The 15092-nt window shown below is 69.9% G+C and carries 14 protein-coding genes and 1 pseudogene; 9 read left to right on the top strand and 6 right to left on the bottom strand.

What is annotated here, in order from left to right; all coding sequences use genetic code 11:
• Positions 1–9: 9 nt before the first annotated feature.
• The 6 genes from HLH21_RS15710 to HLH21_RS15685 form a co-directional block, all read right to left on the bottom strand.
• Positions 10–747, bottom strand: a complete 738-nt coding sequence (locus HLH21_RS15710; protein ID WP_182944702.1) for a 2OG-Fe dioxygenase family protein — start codon at positions 745–747, stop codon at positions 10–12.
• Positions 740–3181 (bottom strand): mechanosensitive ion channel domain-containing protein, encoded by a 2442-nt coding sequence (locus HLH21_RS15705; RefSeq protein ID WP_182944701.1) that lies wholly within the window; start codon positions 3179–3181, stop codon positions 740–742. The genes HLH21_RS15710 and HLH21_RS15705 overlap by 8 nt, the downstream gene beginning before the upstream one ends.
• Positions 3182–3260: 79 nt before the next feature.
• Complete coding sequence (gene thiM / locus HLH21_RS15700) at positions 3261–4103, bottom strand: hydroxyethylthiazole kinase (RefSeq protein WP_182944700.1); 843 nt, start codon at positions 4101–4103, stop codon at positions 3261–3263.
• A 21-nt stretch (positions 4104–4124) separates the two neighbouring features.
• Complete coding sequence (locus HLH21_RS15695; protein WP_182944699.1) at positions 4125–4742, bottom strand: RDD family protein; 618 nt, start codon at positions 4740–4742, stop codon at positions 4125–4127.
• Positions 4743–4791: 49 nt separating this feature from the next.
• Positions 4792–6027, bottom strand: coding sequence for a bifunctional glutamate N-acetyltransferase/amino-acid acetyltransferase ArgJ (argJ, locus tag HLH21_RS15690; protein WP_182944698.1), 1236 nt, complete (start codon positions 6025–6027; stop codon positions 4792–4794).
• Between the two features lie 93 nt (positions 6028–6120).
• The gene (locus HLH21_RS15685; RefSeq protein WP_182944697.1) at positions 6121–7047 is read right to left on the bottom strand and encodes a peptidylprolyl isomerase; all 927 of its coding nucleotides are present in this window, start codon (positions 7045–7047) and stop codon (positions 6121–6123) included.
• Between the two features lie 240 nt (positions 7048–7287).
• On the opposite strand from HLH21_RS15685, the gene secA reads away from it, so the two are divergent.
• The 9 genes and pseudogenes from secA to HLH21_RS15640 all read left to right on the top strand — a co-directional run.
• Positions 7288–10071, top strand: a complete 2784-nt coding sequence (gene secA / locus HLH21_RS15680) for a preprotein translocase subunit SecA (protein ID WP_182944696.1) — start codon at positions 7288–7290, stop codon at positions 10069–10071.
• Positions 10072–10110: 39 nt separating this feature from the next.
• Entirely contained in the window at positions 10111–10860 is a 750-nt protein-coding gene (locus HLH21_RS15675) for a YebC/PmpR family DNA-binding transcriptional regulator (protein WP_182944695.1), read from the top strand.
• A gap of 8 nt (positions 10861–10868) precedes the next feature.
• On the top strand, positions 10869–11375 hold the full coding sequence (gene ruvC, locus HLH21_RS15670; protein ID WP_182944694.1) for a crossover junction endodeoxyribonuclease RuvC: 507 nt from the start codon (positions 10869–10871) through the stop codon (positions 11373–11375).
• Positions 11372–11974, top strand: a complete 603-nt coding sequence (ruvA, locus tag HLH21_RS15665; RefSeq protein WP_182944693.1) for a Holliday junction branch migration protein RuvA — start codon at positions 11372–11374, stop codon at positions 11972–11974. Before ruvC ends, ruvA begins: the two co-directional genes overlap by 4 nt.
• On the top strand, positions 11971–13020 hold the full coding sequence (ruvB, locus tag HLH21_RS15660; RefSeq protein WP_182944692.1) for a Holliday junction branch migration DNA helicase RuvB: 1050 nt from the start codon (positions 11971–11973) through the stop codon (positions 13018–13020). The genes ruvA and ruvB overlap by 4 nt, the downstream gene beginning before the upstream one ends.
• On the top strand, positions 13017–13421 hold the full coding sequence (locus tag HLH21_RS15655) for a YbgC/FadM family acyl-CoA thioesterase (RefSeq protein WP_182944691.1): 405 nt from the start codon (positions 13017–13019) through the stop codon (positions 13419–13421). Before ruvB ends, HLH21_RS15655 begins: the two co-directional genes overlap by 4 nt.
• A gap of 159 nt (positions 13422–13580) precedes the next feature.
• Positions 13581–14300, top strand: a complete 720-nt coding sequence (gene tolQ / locus HLH21_RS15650) for a protein TolQ (protein WP_182944690.1) — start codon at positions 13581–13583, stop codon at positions 14298–14300.
• A 3-nt stretch (positions 14301–14303) separates the two neighbouring features.
• Complete coding sequence (tolR, locus tag HLH21_RS15645) at positions 14304–14744, top strand: protein TolR (protein WP_182944689.1); 441 nt, start codon at positions 14304–14306, stop codon at positions 14742–14744.
• Positions 14745–14776: 32 nt separating this feature from the next.
• Positions 14777–15092: pseudogene (locus HLH21_RS15640) on the top strand (energy transducer TonB); the annotation flags it as partial.

Here is a 15092-nt window from a genome sequence, read left to right as displayed (position 1 = left end):
GGCGTCGGCCTACTGGTGCCGGAAGGTCACGACCAGCACGTCGCGATAGGCCGGGCGCGCGGGGTCGATCGGCCGGACGGCGGTGACGCCGTGATAGACCCGGTTGTCATCGACCAGCGCCGCGTCCAGCGGGTCGGCCAGGGTGAAATGGCCGAGCTGGCGCCGGTGCAGGTCGTGGATCGAGGTCTCGCCGCTGGCCACGTTCTCGCGCCGGACCATCAGGACCAGCACCCAGTCGACACCGTCGCGATGCAGCCCCTCGGGCGTCGGCTCGCCCGGTTCGTCGGGCCGGGCCTCGATGCGGAACTGATGGATTTCGGCATGCCAGGCGTCGGGCCGCCCGGCGGGCGGCGTCAGGTCGGTCACCAGCCGGTGCATCAGGCGCAGGATGGCCAGCAGGGCGGGGTGGGCGCCGATGGCGGTTTCGACCGGGCGGAACCAGCGTTCGATCCCGCCATTCAGCTCGTTGTAGTCGCGGCTTTGATAATGGGGCTGGTGCTTCTTGCGCTCGGTCGCGTCGGCGGTGACGGTGAAGGTCGCATGCCGCCGCCGGCGATAGCGTCCACCATCGGCCATGTAGCGGTCCAGCCCCAGGCGGTTCCAGCTATCGGCGAAGCCGGCCCAGTCGGCCAGCCCGCAGGGCTCCAGCAAGGCCCGCATCACCGGCGCGCGCAGGAAGGCGAACCCGCCGGCGCGCAACGGGGCCTCGACCTGTTCGAGGGTGGGCAGGGGGGCGACGTCAGTCATGGGCGGGGTCCGGATGGAGCGGTTCGGGCGTGTCCTGGCGGACGCGCAGCGGATCGGGCCCGGCATTGGCCATCATGGAAATGGCGGTCGGGACCGGGAATTTCACGCCCTCCTTGACCATGCGTAGCCCCAGCCGGCGGTAATATTCGCGCGACACCTTCCATTTGGTGCCGGGTGTCGTGCGGATCGACCCCAGGAACTTCGCCCCGTTGCCGTCCGCGGCGTCGACGCCCAGGAAGGTGAAGTCCGACAGGATCATCGGGGCGAAGGCGTCGTCGGCGCGCATGCCCGCCACGACGTCGGCCAGGATGGCGGCGACGCGGTCGGGGTCCTCGCTGAGGTCCAGCATGAAGGACACGACGATGACGTTGTAGTCGCGCGAGGTGTTGGCGATCGACGTGACCGACGAGAAGGGGATGATATGGACATCGCCCGACGTCGTACGCAGGCGCAGCGTGCGGATCGACAGATGTTCGACCGTGCCCGAGACGCTGCCCGCCGTCACCCAGTCGCCGACCTGCATGGCGTTTTCCACCAGCATGAAGAAGCCGGTGATGAAATCCTTGACCAGGCTCTGCGATCCGAAGGCGATGGCGGCGCCCAGGATGCCGGCGCCGGTCAGCAGCGGCGCGACGTTGATGCCGATCTGCGACAGGGTCGTCACCGCGACGATGACGACGATGAAGGTCAGCAGCACGGTGCGGATGATCGGCAGGACGGTACGCAGGCGGATCGCGCGGGAGGCCTGCTCGGTCGTCTCGAAGCGGGTGATCTGGGTTTGCAGGGCGGCATTGGCGATTTCCCACACCACCGCGGCGATGGTGAAGGCGATCAGGATCGACAGCACGGCGGCCACGATGCGGGTGCCCAGCGCGCCGTGCAGGAAGAAGGCGAAGGTGGGAATCCCCCAGGATTGCAGCAGGATGACGACGGTGGCGAAGACCAGCAGCGCCGACAGGCTGCGCCGCGCCAGGGGATAATAGTAATCCGCCCGCGCCTGCAGGCCGGGATAGCGGGCCTCGACATCGTCGCTGACATGGAACAGGCGGTTCTGCATGCCGAAGGCCAGCACCGCCAGGACCCGCGACAGCAGGATCACGATGACGGTCAGCGCCATGGTGCGCCAGATCCAGGCGTAGCCGCCACGGATCTGCGTGGCCCACACCAGCCACAGCGCCAGGTCGAAGACCATCGCCGGCAGCCACCAGAACTGCACCAGCCGCCCGACGAAAACCCAGAACGACCGCCCCCGGAACCGTTCGGGCGGTTGCAGGGCGCCGGCGACCGGCCGGCGGATCCGCCAGATGAACAGGGCGATGAGGATATGTTCGCCCAGGACGATGGCGCGGATCATCGCCTGGGTTCCGCGCGGGGCCAGGTGGAACAGCGCGCCCAGCGACGACAGGCAGACGATGATGGACGGCACCGCGACCAGAAGGGTCCACCAGCGGATGACGATGCGGGCGGTGGAATCCGAGGCCTTGCACAGGCGGATGGTCGGCGATTTCGGGACGAAGACCGTCTCGACCAGCAGATAGGCGCCCCGCGCGATGACATAGGCGTTGGTCAGGGTCAGCGTCACCAGTTCCGCCTGGTCGCTGACCGTCAGGAACGCCGCCCCCGCGTAGCCGATGCCCACGAACAGCGCGACCGGGATCAGCTTTATCAGCAGGTGCAGCAGCGAGAAGGGGATGCGCCCGATGATACGCAGGGTTTCGTGCTGCTTGCGGTCGTCCTGCTGGCGGGTTTCCTGCGTCTTCTGTTCGGCCGCCGTCTCGGGAGCGGCCTCGGTGGGGTGGGGGGCCTCGGTCGCGCGGCGGTTCAGGCGCCGCTCGGCCTCGACCGCGCGCGAGGTCACGGCGGCCAGCGGCCGGCGCAGGGCGATGGACAGCCCGCGTTCGGCGGCCAGGGCTACCAGCACGATCGCCCCGGCCCGGCCGAACGCGTCGAACAGCGTCTGGCGCGATTGCGGGCTGGCCAGTTCGCTGTGCAGCCAGCGGCCGACGAAGGCCAGGTCGGAGAACAGGCCGGCGAACTGCCGGGCCTGCCGCACCGTGGCGTCGCGCACGCCCGACAGTTCGCCGACGATGTCGCTGCCCAGGCTGTCGGGTTCCAGCGTCCCGTCATCGGACGTGTCCGCCGGGGCGGGCGTGGCGGCGGGCTTGGCGGCGGCCGGGGACGCGGGCAGGCTGCCGGCGATAGCCGACAGGGTGCGGGTGAATTCGGCCCGCTTCTGCGGATCGTTCAGCACGCCCAGCACCTGCTGCGCCTGCTGGGCGGTCATGGTGGGGGCGGTGTCGGCGGCCAGGGCCGGGCCGGCGCCCGCCGACAGCAGCAGAAACAGGGCGGCAACCAGGCCGGACCACGCTCTCCGATGGATGGTCTTCCCCAGGGGGCGGGGGGACGGGGATCTGGAAACGGGGGAAACCGGCATGCCTGTTGAGTGCCTCCTGTTGCCGAGGGAACGGTCCGTCGCGGACCGGGCAGGGATATCCTGTATAGGGAAAACCGGATCAGGGTTCGAGGGGGGCGATCCGGGCGTGTTCCATCACCGCCTGCCTGTCCAGCCGGTACAGCATGTCCAGGATCGCCACCTGGAGGCTGCCCGGCCCCGGCGCGATGCGGGCGGCCAGTTCGCCGGCCAGGCCGATCAGGACCATGGCATGGGCGCAGGCGGCCATGGCGTCGTCCCCCACCGCCAGGCAGGCGCCGGCGATGGCGGTGGCCGTGCAGCCCAGCCCGGTGACGCGGGTCATCATCGGATGGCCGTTGGCCACCGTGGCGACCCGTGGACCGTCGGTGATGTGGTCGGTGGCCCCGCTGACGGCGACGCAGGCCCCGGTGGCGCGGGCCAGGCTGCGGGCGGCCGGCAGGGCCTCGGCCGCGCCGGACAGCGAATCGACGCCGCGCCCCGGCGGCGGGGCGTCGCCGCCGGCCCCGCGCAGATGCGCCAGCGCCATGATTTCGGACGCATTGCCGCGAATGGCCCGGGGGGCGTCGGCCAGGCAGTCCAGCGCGACGCGCGAGCGGAAATCCAGCACCCCGACCGCGACCGGGTCGAGGATCCAGGGCGTGCCCGACAGGCGCGCCGCGTGGGTGGCCCGCGCGATGGCGGCGGCCTGCGGCACGGTCAGCGTGCCGACATTGACCACCAGGGCGGCGGCCAGGGGCACCAGTTGCGCGACTTCGTCCTCGGCCTCGACCATCGCGGGCGAGGCGCCGATCGCCAGCAGGGCGTTGGCGGTGCTGTTGGCCACGACGATGTTGGTGATGTTGTGGACCAGCGGCGTGCGCGCGCGGATGCGTTCCAGCGTGTCGGCGACGGCAGCGGAGGTGAACGGGGCGGGCGGGGACATGGAACCTCCCTCCGCGCCGGGTCAGCCCGGCGGGGTAAAGGTGAGCAGGGCCTCCTCCTGCCGGCGGATCACGCAGGTGCCGGCCAGCAGGTCATGCAGCCCCTGCTTGCGCGACGTCCACATGACCATCAGGAAGCCGAAGCCGCACAGCAGCAGGGACAGGAACTTGCCGAAATACCGGCCGGCGGCGCGGCGGACGCCGATGCGCGCGCCCTGCACGTCGGTGACGCGCATGCGGCACAGCAGCTTGCCCGGCGTGGCCTGCAGGCGCGAGGATTCGAACAGGATGAAATATAGCGCCGGCAACACGAATTGCAGGGCTTCGTACAGGCCGCTGCCATGCCATGTCGGCTGGAGCATGTTGTACGAATAGGAATAGTCGGCGGGCACGATGTCGGCGATCTGGTACTTGCCGCCGCCCAGCCCGCCGCCTGTTCCGCTGTCGAGGATGGTGATGGACAGGCTGGGCGCGACCGCGAGGCTGACGGCCCAGCCGAGGACGCAGACGACCATCGTATCGACCCACCAGGCCAGGACGCGGAACCAGAAACCGGCATAGACCCAGACATGGCGGGGCGGGACGCGGCCGAACGGGCTGGTGCCAAAAGGCGTATCGGACCCAAAAGGCTTGACGGACATGGTGGGCGTCCTTGGCAGGGATCGTGGGGAACTGGGCCGGGGGCGGCGGTCAGCTCCGGTAGGATCCGTTGATGTCGATATAGCCGTGGGTCAGGTCGCAGCTCCAGGCGGTGCTGGCGCCGTTGCCCAGGCCCAGGTCGATGTCGATGTCGATTTCCTGCCCCTTCATGTGGGCGACGACCGGCGTTTCGTCATACCCGGCCACCACGGTGCCGTTGCGCGCGATCCAGACGCCGCCCATCGCGATGGACAGCGTGTCGCGGTTGGCGGGCTCGCCGCTCTTGCCCACGGCCATGACGACGCGGCCCCAGTTGGCGTCCTCGCCGGCGATCGCGGTCTTGACCAGCGGCGAGTTCGCGACGGCCAGCGCCACCCGGTGGGCGGACTCGTCGGACGTGGCGCCGGTGACCTGGATGCGGATCAGCTTGGTGGCGCCCTCGCCGTCGCGGACTACCAGCAGCGCCAGTTCCAGCAGCAGGGAATCGAGGGCCTCGGCGAAATCGGCCAGGGCGGGGTCGGTTTCGGCGGCGATGGGCGGATTGCCGGCCTGCCCGGTGGCGAACAGCAGCACCATGTCCGAGGTCGAGGTATCGGAATCGACCGTCGTGCGGTTGAAGCTCCTGCTGGCGCCGGCCGACAGCAGCGCCTGCAGGACCGGGGCGGGCAAGGCGGCGTCGGTCGCGACGAAGCACAGCATGGTCGCCATGTCGGGGGCCACCATGCCGCTGCCCTTGGCGATGCCCTGGATCCGCACGGGGGCGCCGCCGATGGTGGTCTCGCGCACCGCGCCCTTGGGGAAGGTGTCGGTGGTCATGATGCCGCGCGCGGCATCCGCCCAGCCGTCGTCGGACAGGGTGGCGTACAGGCCGGGCAGGGCGGCGGTGATCTTCTGGTAGGGCAGGACCTCGCCGATCACGCCGGTCGAGGCCAGGAAGACCTGGCTGGCGGCGCAGCCGACCAGGCGGGCGGCGTCGGCGGCGTTGGCCTGCGTGGCCTCGAACCCGGCGCGGCCGGTGAAGACGTTGGCGTTGCCCGCATTGACCACCAGCGCGCGGGCGACGCCCTGCGGCAGGGCGGCGCGGCACCAGTCGACCGGGGCGCCGGGGCATTTGCTGCGGGTGAAGACCCCCGCGACCGTGGTGCCGGGCGCGAATTCGGCCATGACCAGGTCGGTCCGCCCCGTATAGCGGATGCCGGCGGCGGTCGCGCCGAACCGGACGCCGGCCACCGGCGCCAATGCCGGCATCGGCCGGGCGAGAGGGGATACGGGAAGGGGGGCTGCCATCGGTCCGGTCTTCTGTCCTGCGCGGCTGCGGGGCGGTCGTGACCCGGCCCCGGTGAGGGGGCCGGGCGGCGGGGACGGCCTGGGCCGCCCGCCTTACTTCTTCGGCGGGGTCGCCGGGGCCGGCGGGGTGGCCGGGATCGGCTTGCCGCTGGGATCGTAACGCACGATCGTCACGCCCGCCACCGCCTTGTCCACCGCCTGGCGGACGCCCTGCTGGATCAGCTTCTGGCGGATCTCGTCACGCACCGCGTCCAGCTTGGGCACGGCCGCGGTACGGGTGTCCAGCACTTCGATCACGTGCCAGCCGTACTGCGAATGAACCGGGGTCTGGCTGAAGCTGTGGGGCTTCATGGCGAAGGCCGCGTCCGAGAACGCCGGCAGCATGTCGCCCTTCTTGAACCAGCCCAGGTCGCCGCCGTTCTGCTTGGCCGACGCCTTGTCGGTGGACAGCTTGGTGGCCAGCGCCCCGAAATCGGCCCCGGCCTTCAACTGCTTGATGATGCCGGTCGCCTCGGCCTCGGTCGCCACCAGGATGTGGCGGGCGTGGACCTCGGTCTCGGGCTTCTTGTTGGCGTAGTTCTGGTTGTAATAATCCTGGATCGCCGCATCCGTCAGCGTCGGGGCGACCTGCTGCGACAGGTAGGCGTTCTGCAGCGCGCTGGTGGCGGCGGCATGCATCTGCGCCTGGACGTCCGGCTGGTTCTGCAGGCCCGTACGCAGCGCCGCCGCCTGGATGGCCTTCTGGTCGATGAGCTGGTTCAGCAGCATCGGGAAGATCATGTTGGGCGGGAGCTGGCGCAGCTGCGCGGGCATCGAGCCGGCGGCCTGGCGCACGTCGTCCAGATGGATCTCCTCGCCATTCACGGTGGCGACGACCGGGTTGGGATTGGCCGGGGCCGCGGGGGCGGCGGGGGCGGCCGGCGTCGCCGCGGGGGCGGCGGCGTGGGCATGAGGGACGAAAAGCGCAGGAGCGAGCAGGGCCGCCGCCACGAAGGAAGCTGCCGGGCTGGAAAGCCGCATGTGTTGAAAACCCTAAGATATAAAGCGTCTCGGGGCATCATGGCCGAGGCTGCCCGGTCCTGCAAGGCTGCCCCGGTGCGCGCCTTCGCACGCCGGGCCACGGCCGGCAGGCGGCGGCTTCGGTTGACCGGTGGCGGCGCGGGTCTTATCTGAGATGCCGCGCGAGAATGCCATTCCTACAGTTCCAGCCTGCCCGGGTGTCCGGACGGGCGCGGAGCCGCGCCATTCCGGAAGGTCTACATGTTCGCCAGTCTTGCCCGTGCCTTGTTTGGAACTGCCAACGATCGCTCGCTCAAGGCGTTTCAGCGCCGCGTGCCGGAGGTCAATGCGCTGGAGGCACAGGTCCGTGCGCTGGACGACGGGGCGCTGGCGGCGAAGACGGGCGAATTCCGCGACCGGATCGCCGGGGGCGCGTCGCTGGATTCGCTGATGCCCGAAGCCTTCGCCGTGGCGCGCGAGGCCGCGCGCCGCGTGCTGGGCATGCGCCATTTCGACGTGCAGCTGATCGGCGGCATGGTCCTGCATGCCGGGCGGATCGCCGAGATGCGGACCGGCGAGGGCAAGACGCTGGTCGCCACCCTTGCGGTCTATCTCAGCGCGCTGTCCGGCCGGGGCGTGCATGTGGTGACGGTCAACGACTACCTCGCCCGCCGCGACGCCGAGGAAATGGGCAAGCTGTATGCCTTCCTGGGCCTGACCACCGGCGTCATCGTGCCGAACATGCCCGACGAGGAACGGCGCGCCGCCTACCAGGCCGACATCACCTACGGCACGAACAACGAGTTCGGGTTCGACTACCTGCGCGACAACATGAAGTACCGCATCGAGGACATGGTCCAGCGGCCCTTCCACCACGCGATCGTGGACGAGGTCGATTCGATCCTGATCGACGAGGCGCGCACGCCGCTGATTATCTCGGGCCCGGCCGAGGACAGTTCCGACCTCTACCGCTCGGTCGACGCGGTGGTGAGCGAGCTGGTGAAGACGCCCGAGGCGTTCGAGAAGGACGAGAAATTCCGCTCGGTCATCCTGACGGACGCGGGGTCGGAGCAGGTCGAGGCCATGCTGCGCGAGGCCGGGGTGCTGGTCGAGGGCGGGCTATACGACATCCACAACGTCGCGGTGATCCACCACGTCCAGCAGTCGCTGCGGGCGCACACGCTGTTCGCGCGCGACGTGGATTACATCGTCCGGGGCGGCAAGGTCATCATCATCGACGAATTCACCGGCCGCATGATGGATGGCCGGCGCTATTCCGACGGGCTGCACCAGGCGCTGGAAGCCAAGGAGCATGTCGAGATCCAGCAGGAAAACCAGACGCTGGCCTCGATCACCTTCCAGAATTATTTCCGCCTCTATCCCAAGCTGTCGGGCATGACCGGCACCGCGATGACCGAGGCCGACGAGTTCGCCGAGATCTACAAGCTGGACGTGGTCGAGATCCCGACCAACCTGCCGGTGTCCCGCCAGGATGCCGATGACGAGGTCTACCTGACCGCGCGCGAGAAATACGACGCCGTCAGCGCGCTGATCGAGGAGATCGCCAAGACGTCGCAGCCGGTGCTGGTCGGCACGACCTCGATCGAGAAGAGCGAGTACCTGTCCGAACTGCTGACCAAGCGCGGCGTGAAGCACAGCGTCCTGAACGCCCGCTTCCACGAGATGGAGGCCACGATCGTGGCCCAGGCCGGCGCGCCGGGAGCGATCACGATCGCCACCAACATGGCCGGGCGCGGCACCGACATCAAGCTGGGCGGCAATGTGGAGATGCGCGTCCGCCAGGAACTGGCGGAGGTCGAGGACCCCGAGGAACGGACCCGCCGCGAGGCCGAGATCCGCGCCCAGGTCGCCGAATATCATGACATCGTCAAGGCGGCGGGCGGGCTGTACGTCATCGGCACCGAGCGGCATGAAAGCCGGCGCATCGACAACCAGTTGCGCGGCCGCGCGGGGCGGCAGGGCGATCCGGGCAATTCGCGCTTCTTCATCTCGCTCGAAGACGACCTGATGCGGATCTTCGGGACCGAGCGGATGGGCGGCATGCTGCAGCGCCTGGGCCTGAAGGAGGGCGAGGCGATCGTCCACCCGTGGATCAACAAGGCGCTGGAGCGCGCGCAGAAGAAGGTCGAGGCCCGCAACTTCGACATGCGCAAGAACACGCTGAAATATGACGACGTCATGAACGACCAGCGCAAGGAGGTCTATTCCCAGCGCCGGGAATACATGGCGGCCGAGGAGGTGGCGGCGACGGTGCAGGACATGCGCGCCGACGTGATTCACGCGATGGTGGCCCGCACGATCCCCGAACGCGCCTTCGCCGAACAGTGGCTGAGCGCCGAACTGGCCGAGGAGGCGCGCGCCGTCCTGGGGCTGGACCTGCCGGTGGCCGAGTGGGCGAAGGAAGACGGGGTGGACGGCCAGACCGTGACCGACCGGCTGGAGCAGGCCGCCACCCAGGGCCAGGCGACCAAGGCCGCCAATTTCGGCCCCGCCATCATGCGCTATATCGAGAAGCAGGTGCTGCTGACCACGTTCGATTCGGTGTGGAAGGAACATCTGCTGGCGCTGGACCAGCTGCGCCAGGGCATCGGCCTGCGCGCCTATGGCCAGAAGGACCCGCTGAACGAGTTCAAGCATGAGGCCTTCCAGCTTTTCACCGCCATGCTGGACGACCTGCGCCTGCGCGTGACCTCGACCATGGCGCGGGTCGAGGTGGCGCCGCCGGTCATGGACAATCCGTTCCCTGCCTCTCCGTTCCCCACCAACGCCCCGTTTGCCGGGGCCGCGCAGGCGGGCATGGCCGAGATCCATGCCGACCCCGGGGTGCCGGGGCTGGCGTCGGAACCCGCGCCCGGCCTGCTGCCCGCCCTGGGCGCCGCGCCGGACGTGACGATGGCGACGCCGATCGGGGCGGCGGCGATCATGCCCGACGATCCGTCGAGCTGGGGCGAGACGCCTCGCAACGCCCTGTGCCCCTGCGGGTCGGGCAGGAAATACAAGCATTGCCACGGCCGGCTGGTCTGACGGCCCGGCTGGACTGAAGACGAAGGTTAGAGACGAACGATGGCGGGTCATTCCCAGTTCAAGAACATCATGCATCGCAAGGGCGCGCAGGACGCCCGGCGGGCCAGGCAATTCGCCAAGGTGATCCGCGAAATCACGGTCGCCGCGCGGTCGGGCCTGCCGGACCCGGCGTCCAACCCGCGCCTGCGCGCCGCGATTTCGGCGGCGCGCGAGGTCAACATGCCCAAGGACACGGTCGAGCGCGCGATCAAGAAGGCGACCGGCGCCGGCGGGGGCGACGATTATGTCGAAGTCCGGTACGAGGGCTACGGCCCGGCCGGCGTCGCGGTGATCGTCGAGGCCCTGACCGACAACCGCAACCGCACCGCGTCGGACGTGCGGGCCGCGTTCTCCAAGCATGGCGGGTCGCTGGGCGAGACCAATTCGGTGTCCTTCATGTTCACCCGGCTGGGCGTCGTCACCTATCCGGCTTCCGTCGCCAGCGAGGACGAGATGCTGGAGGCCGCGATCGAGGCCGGGGCCGAGAACGTCGAATCGTCGGCCGAGACGCACGAGGTCACCTGCCCCATCGAATCGTTCTTCGCCGTGCGCGACGCGCTGGAGGCCCGCTTCGGCGAGCCCGCCAGCGCCCGGCTGGACTGGCGTCCGGGCACCGTCGTCACCCTGGACGAGGACAAGGGACGCAGCCTGCTGAAGCTGGTCGACGTGCTGGAGGAGAATGACGACGTGCAGGCGGTGTACGCGAATTTCGACCTGCCCGACGACGTGGCCGAGAGGCTTTCGGCCTGACCGCGCGCATGGTCCGGTTGCTGGGCATCGATCCGGGCCTGCGCTTCACGGGCTGGGGCATCGTCGATGTCGATGGCAACCGGCTGTGCCATGTCGCCGATGGGGTGATCGCGACCGACGGGGACAGCCCGGTCCCCGAGCGGCTGCGCCTGCTGCATGACGCCCTGCTGGCGCTGGTGCAGGCCCACCGCCCGCACGAGGCGGCGGTCGAGGAAACCTACGTCAACCGCAACGGGTCCTCGACGTTGAAGCTGGGCTATGCGCGCGGGGTCGCCCTGCTGGTGCCGGCGCTGGCCGGAATCGCGGTTTCCGAATACGGTGCCATGGCGGTGAAGCGGGCGGTGGTGGGCACCGGCGCCGCCAGCAAGGACCAGGTGGGAATGATGGTGCGCCGCCTGCTGCCCGGGGCCACGATCCGCCGCGCCGATGCCTCGGACGCGCTGGCGGTCGCGATCTGCCACGCACATCACCGCGCCAGTGCGCTGCGCGTGATGGCCGGGACGCGCATGGCATGATCGCGCATCTGACGGGCCAGGTCAGCCAGGTGGAGGCCGATCGCTGCGTCGTGGACGTCAATGGCGTCGGCTATCTGGTCCAGGCCTCGACGCGCACGCTGTCCGTCCTGCCCCGCCCGCCCGAGACGGTGCGCGTGTTGATCGAGACCGTGGTGCGCGAGGATGCGTTCCTGCTGTACGGGTTTGCCGAAAGCGCCGAACGCGAATGGTTCCGCCTGCTGACGACGGTGCAGGGGGTGGGGGCGAAGGTGGCGCTGGCCATTCTGTCGTCCCTGTCGTCGGGCGAGCTGGGCGCGGTGATCGCCTCGGCCGACAAGGCCAGCCTGACCCGCGCGCCCGGCGTCGGCGCGCGGCTGGCCGAGCGCATCCTGACCGAACTGCGTGACAAGACGGGGCGGATGCCCACCGGGCCGGGGATCGCGATGCCGGTGCAGGCGGCCGGCGGCGGGGTCGAGGCCGACGCGCTGCTGGCGCTGGCGGGCCTGGGCTTCCGGCGGGCCGAGGCCCATCCGGTGGTGGCGCGGATCGTGGCCCGGCTGGACGATAAGGCGGATCTGGACGTCGTGATCCGCGAAAGCCTGCGGGAGCTGGCGCGATGACCGAGATGCAGCGCACGATCGACGCCGCGCGGGGGGCCGAGGACGCGGCCGAGGCTACGCTGCGCCCCCAGACGCTGGACGATTTCACCGGCCAGAAGGCCAGCCGCGAGAATCTGGCGATCTTCATCGCCGCCGCCCGCAAGCGCGGCGAGGCGATGGACCATGTGCTGCTGCACGGCCCGCCGGGCCTGGGCAAGACCACCCTGGCGCAGATCGTGGCGCGGGAACTGGGCGTGGGGTTTCGCGCCACCTCCGGCCCGGTGATCCAGCGGGCGGGGGACCTGGCGGCGATCCTGACCAACCTGCAGCCGCGCGACGTGCTGTTCATCGACGAGATCCATCGCCTGCAGCCCGCCATCGAGGAAGTGCTGTATCCGGCGATGGAGGATTTCCAGCTCGACCTCATCATCGGCGAGGGCCCGGCCGCGCGCTCGGTGCGTATCGACCTGTCGCCCTTCACCCTGGTGGCGGCGACGACGCGGGCGGGGCTGCTGGCGACCCCGCTGCGCGACCGGTTCGGCATTCCGCTGCGCCTGGTGTTCTACACGGCTGAGGAACTGCGCCTGATCGTCTCGCGCGGGGCGCAGAAGCTGCAATTCGACCTGACGGCCGACGGGGCCGAGGAAATCGCCCGCCGGTCGCGCGGCACGCCGCGCATCGCCGGCCGCCTGCTGCGCCGGGTGCGCGACTTCGCCTCGGTCGGGCGGGCGGCGGCAGGGCCGGTGGACCGGGCCATGGCCGATGCCGCCCTGTCGCGGCTGGAGGTCGATTCGCTGGGGCTGGACGGGATGGACCGGCGCTATCTGCGCCGCATCGCCGAGCATCATCACGGCGGCCCGGTGGGGGTGGAGACGCTGGCCGCCGCCCTGGCCGAGGCCCGCGACACCATCGAGGACGTGATCGAGCCCTATCTGATCCAGGAAGGGCTGGTGCTCCGCACCAGTCGCGGCCGCATGCTGGGCGAGCGGGGATGGCGGCATCTGGGGCTGGTCCCGCCGGCCGCGCTTCCCGGCCAGGGCGACCTGCTGCGCGAGGACGACGCATGAGGCATGGCATCGACTTCCGGGTCTATTACGAGGACACCGATACCGGCGGCGTCGTCTATCACGCCCGCTACCTCGCCTTCGCCGAACGCGCGCGGACCGAGGCGATCCGTGGCCTGGGCAAGCCGGTCTCGGCGCTGCTGGAGGACTATGGGCTGGCCTTCGTCGTGCGCCAGGCGAGCATCGGCTACCGCCAGCCGCTGCGCCTGGACGACCTGGTGAGGGTCACCACGCGCCTGATCGAACTGGGGTCGGCCAGTTGCCGGCTGGAGCAGCTTTTCCTGCTGGGCGGGACCCTGTGCGCCGAACTGGAGGTTCGGCTGGCCTGCGTGCGCGTATCCGACGGGCGGCCTGCCCGATTTCCGCCCTTATGGCGTGATCTTCTGAGCGGGCTGGTGGACTGAGGGGATACGGACGAAAATTCTTCGTCCTGTCATGGTGGTACAGCGGTGGGGGGTGCTTCTGCTTTTCCGCGGAAGCCTATAAGGAACGCACTGGAGTGCAGTGTCAGACTGCCCCCCGTGCGATCGCGCGGTTGCGGGCAGAAGGTGCAGGAGGCGTTTTTGGACCAAGCGGTTAACGCGGCGAATCTGGGCGCGGCTGCGGCCGGCGGTTTGTCGCTCTGGAGTCTGTTCCTTCATGCGGCGATCGTCGTCAAACTGGTGATGATCGGGCTGGTGCTCAGCAGCATCGTCGTGTGGGGCATCATCTTCGACAAGATCGTGACCTTGCGGCGCGTCAACCGCCTGGCATCGGAATTCGAGGACCGGTTCTGGTCGGGCGGCAGCCTGGACGACCTGTACGAATCGGACGGCGCCAAGCCGCTGCATCCGCTGGCGGCGGTGTTCGGGGCCGCGATGGGCGAATGGCGGCGCTCGGCGCGGATCGCCGGCGTCGACCTGGCGCGCGGCGGCGTGCAGGAGCGCGTGGACCGCGCCATGACCATCACCATCACGCGCGAGATGGAACGGCTGGGCCGCTGGATGATCTTCCTGGCCACCATCGGCCCGGTGGCGCCGTTCATCGGCCTGTTCGGCACGGTGTGGGGCATCATGCACGCCTTCGGGGCCATCGCGGCGATGCACAACACCAACCTGGCCGTCGTCGCCCCCGGCATTTCCGAGGCGCTGTTCGCCACCGCCATCGGCCTTGTGACCGCGATTCCGGCCGTGATCGCCTATAACGTCATCAACAACAGCCTGGCGCTGTTCGAGGACCGGCTGGGCGGGTTCGGCACCGAATTCGCCGCCATCCTGTCCCGCCAGTCCGAGGAAAGGGGCTGAGCCATGGGCGTTTCGCTCGGTGGAGGCGGGGGCCGTCGCGGCCGCCGGCGTCCCATGTCGGACATCAACGTCACCCCGCTGGTGGACGTCATGCTGGTGCTGCTCATCATCTTCATGGTGACCGCGCCGATGATGACCAGCGGCGTCAATGTCGACCTGCCGAAGACCGACGCGGCGCCCGTCAACGCGGAGAGCAAGCCCATCACCGTGTCCATCCGGTCGGACGGGGCGCTGTACCTGGGCGACAACCCCGTGTCATCGGACCAGCTGGTGGACCAGTTGCGCGCGGCGGCGGAAAACGACTCGGCGCACCGGATCTTCGTGCGCGGGGATTCCCACATTGATTACGGGCGGGTCATGGAGGTGATGGGACGGATCACCGCCGGCGGCTTCACCCATGTCGCCCTGCTGGCCCAGCAGCCGCCCGCCGGTGCGGCGCCCTGATCTCCCGTTCGCCGGGTAGGAGCATCCTCGTCGTGGTTCAGCCGCGTCGTTCCGAAATTGTCCTGATGCGGCGGTCGGTCGTGCTGTCCGGCTGCGCCCATGTCGCGCTGCTGCTGGCGGTGCTGCTGGGCCTGCCGTCGCCCGTCCCGCCCGAACCGCCCCCGCCGCCGACGGTGGAGATGGAATTCACCTCCGACAGCGGCGGCATGCCCCACAAGGCGGACAAGCCGGCGTCCAGGCCCGCGCCGGCGCCGGCGCCCGTGCCGCAGGAGGCCCCGCCGGCCCCGACGCCGCCGGAAAAGGCCCCGCCCGAGGAAGCGCCGCCTCCGCCGCCGCCGCCGCCGCCCG

Source organism: Gluconacetobacter johannae (genome assembly GCF_014174305.1).
Classification (GTDB): domain Bacteria; phylum Pseudomonadota; class Alphaproteobacteria; order Acetobacterales; family Acetobacteraceae; genus Gluconacetobacter; species Gluconacetobacter johannae.
Note: the sequence above shows the minus strand (reverse complement) of the source record. Positions and strands in the feature narration are given on the sequence as shown.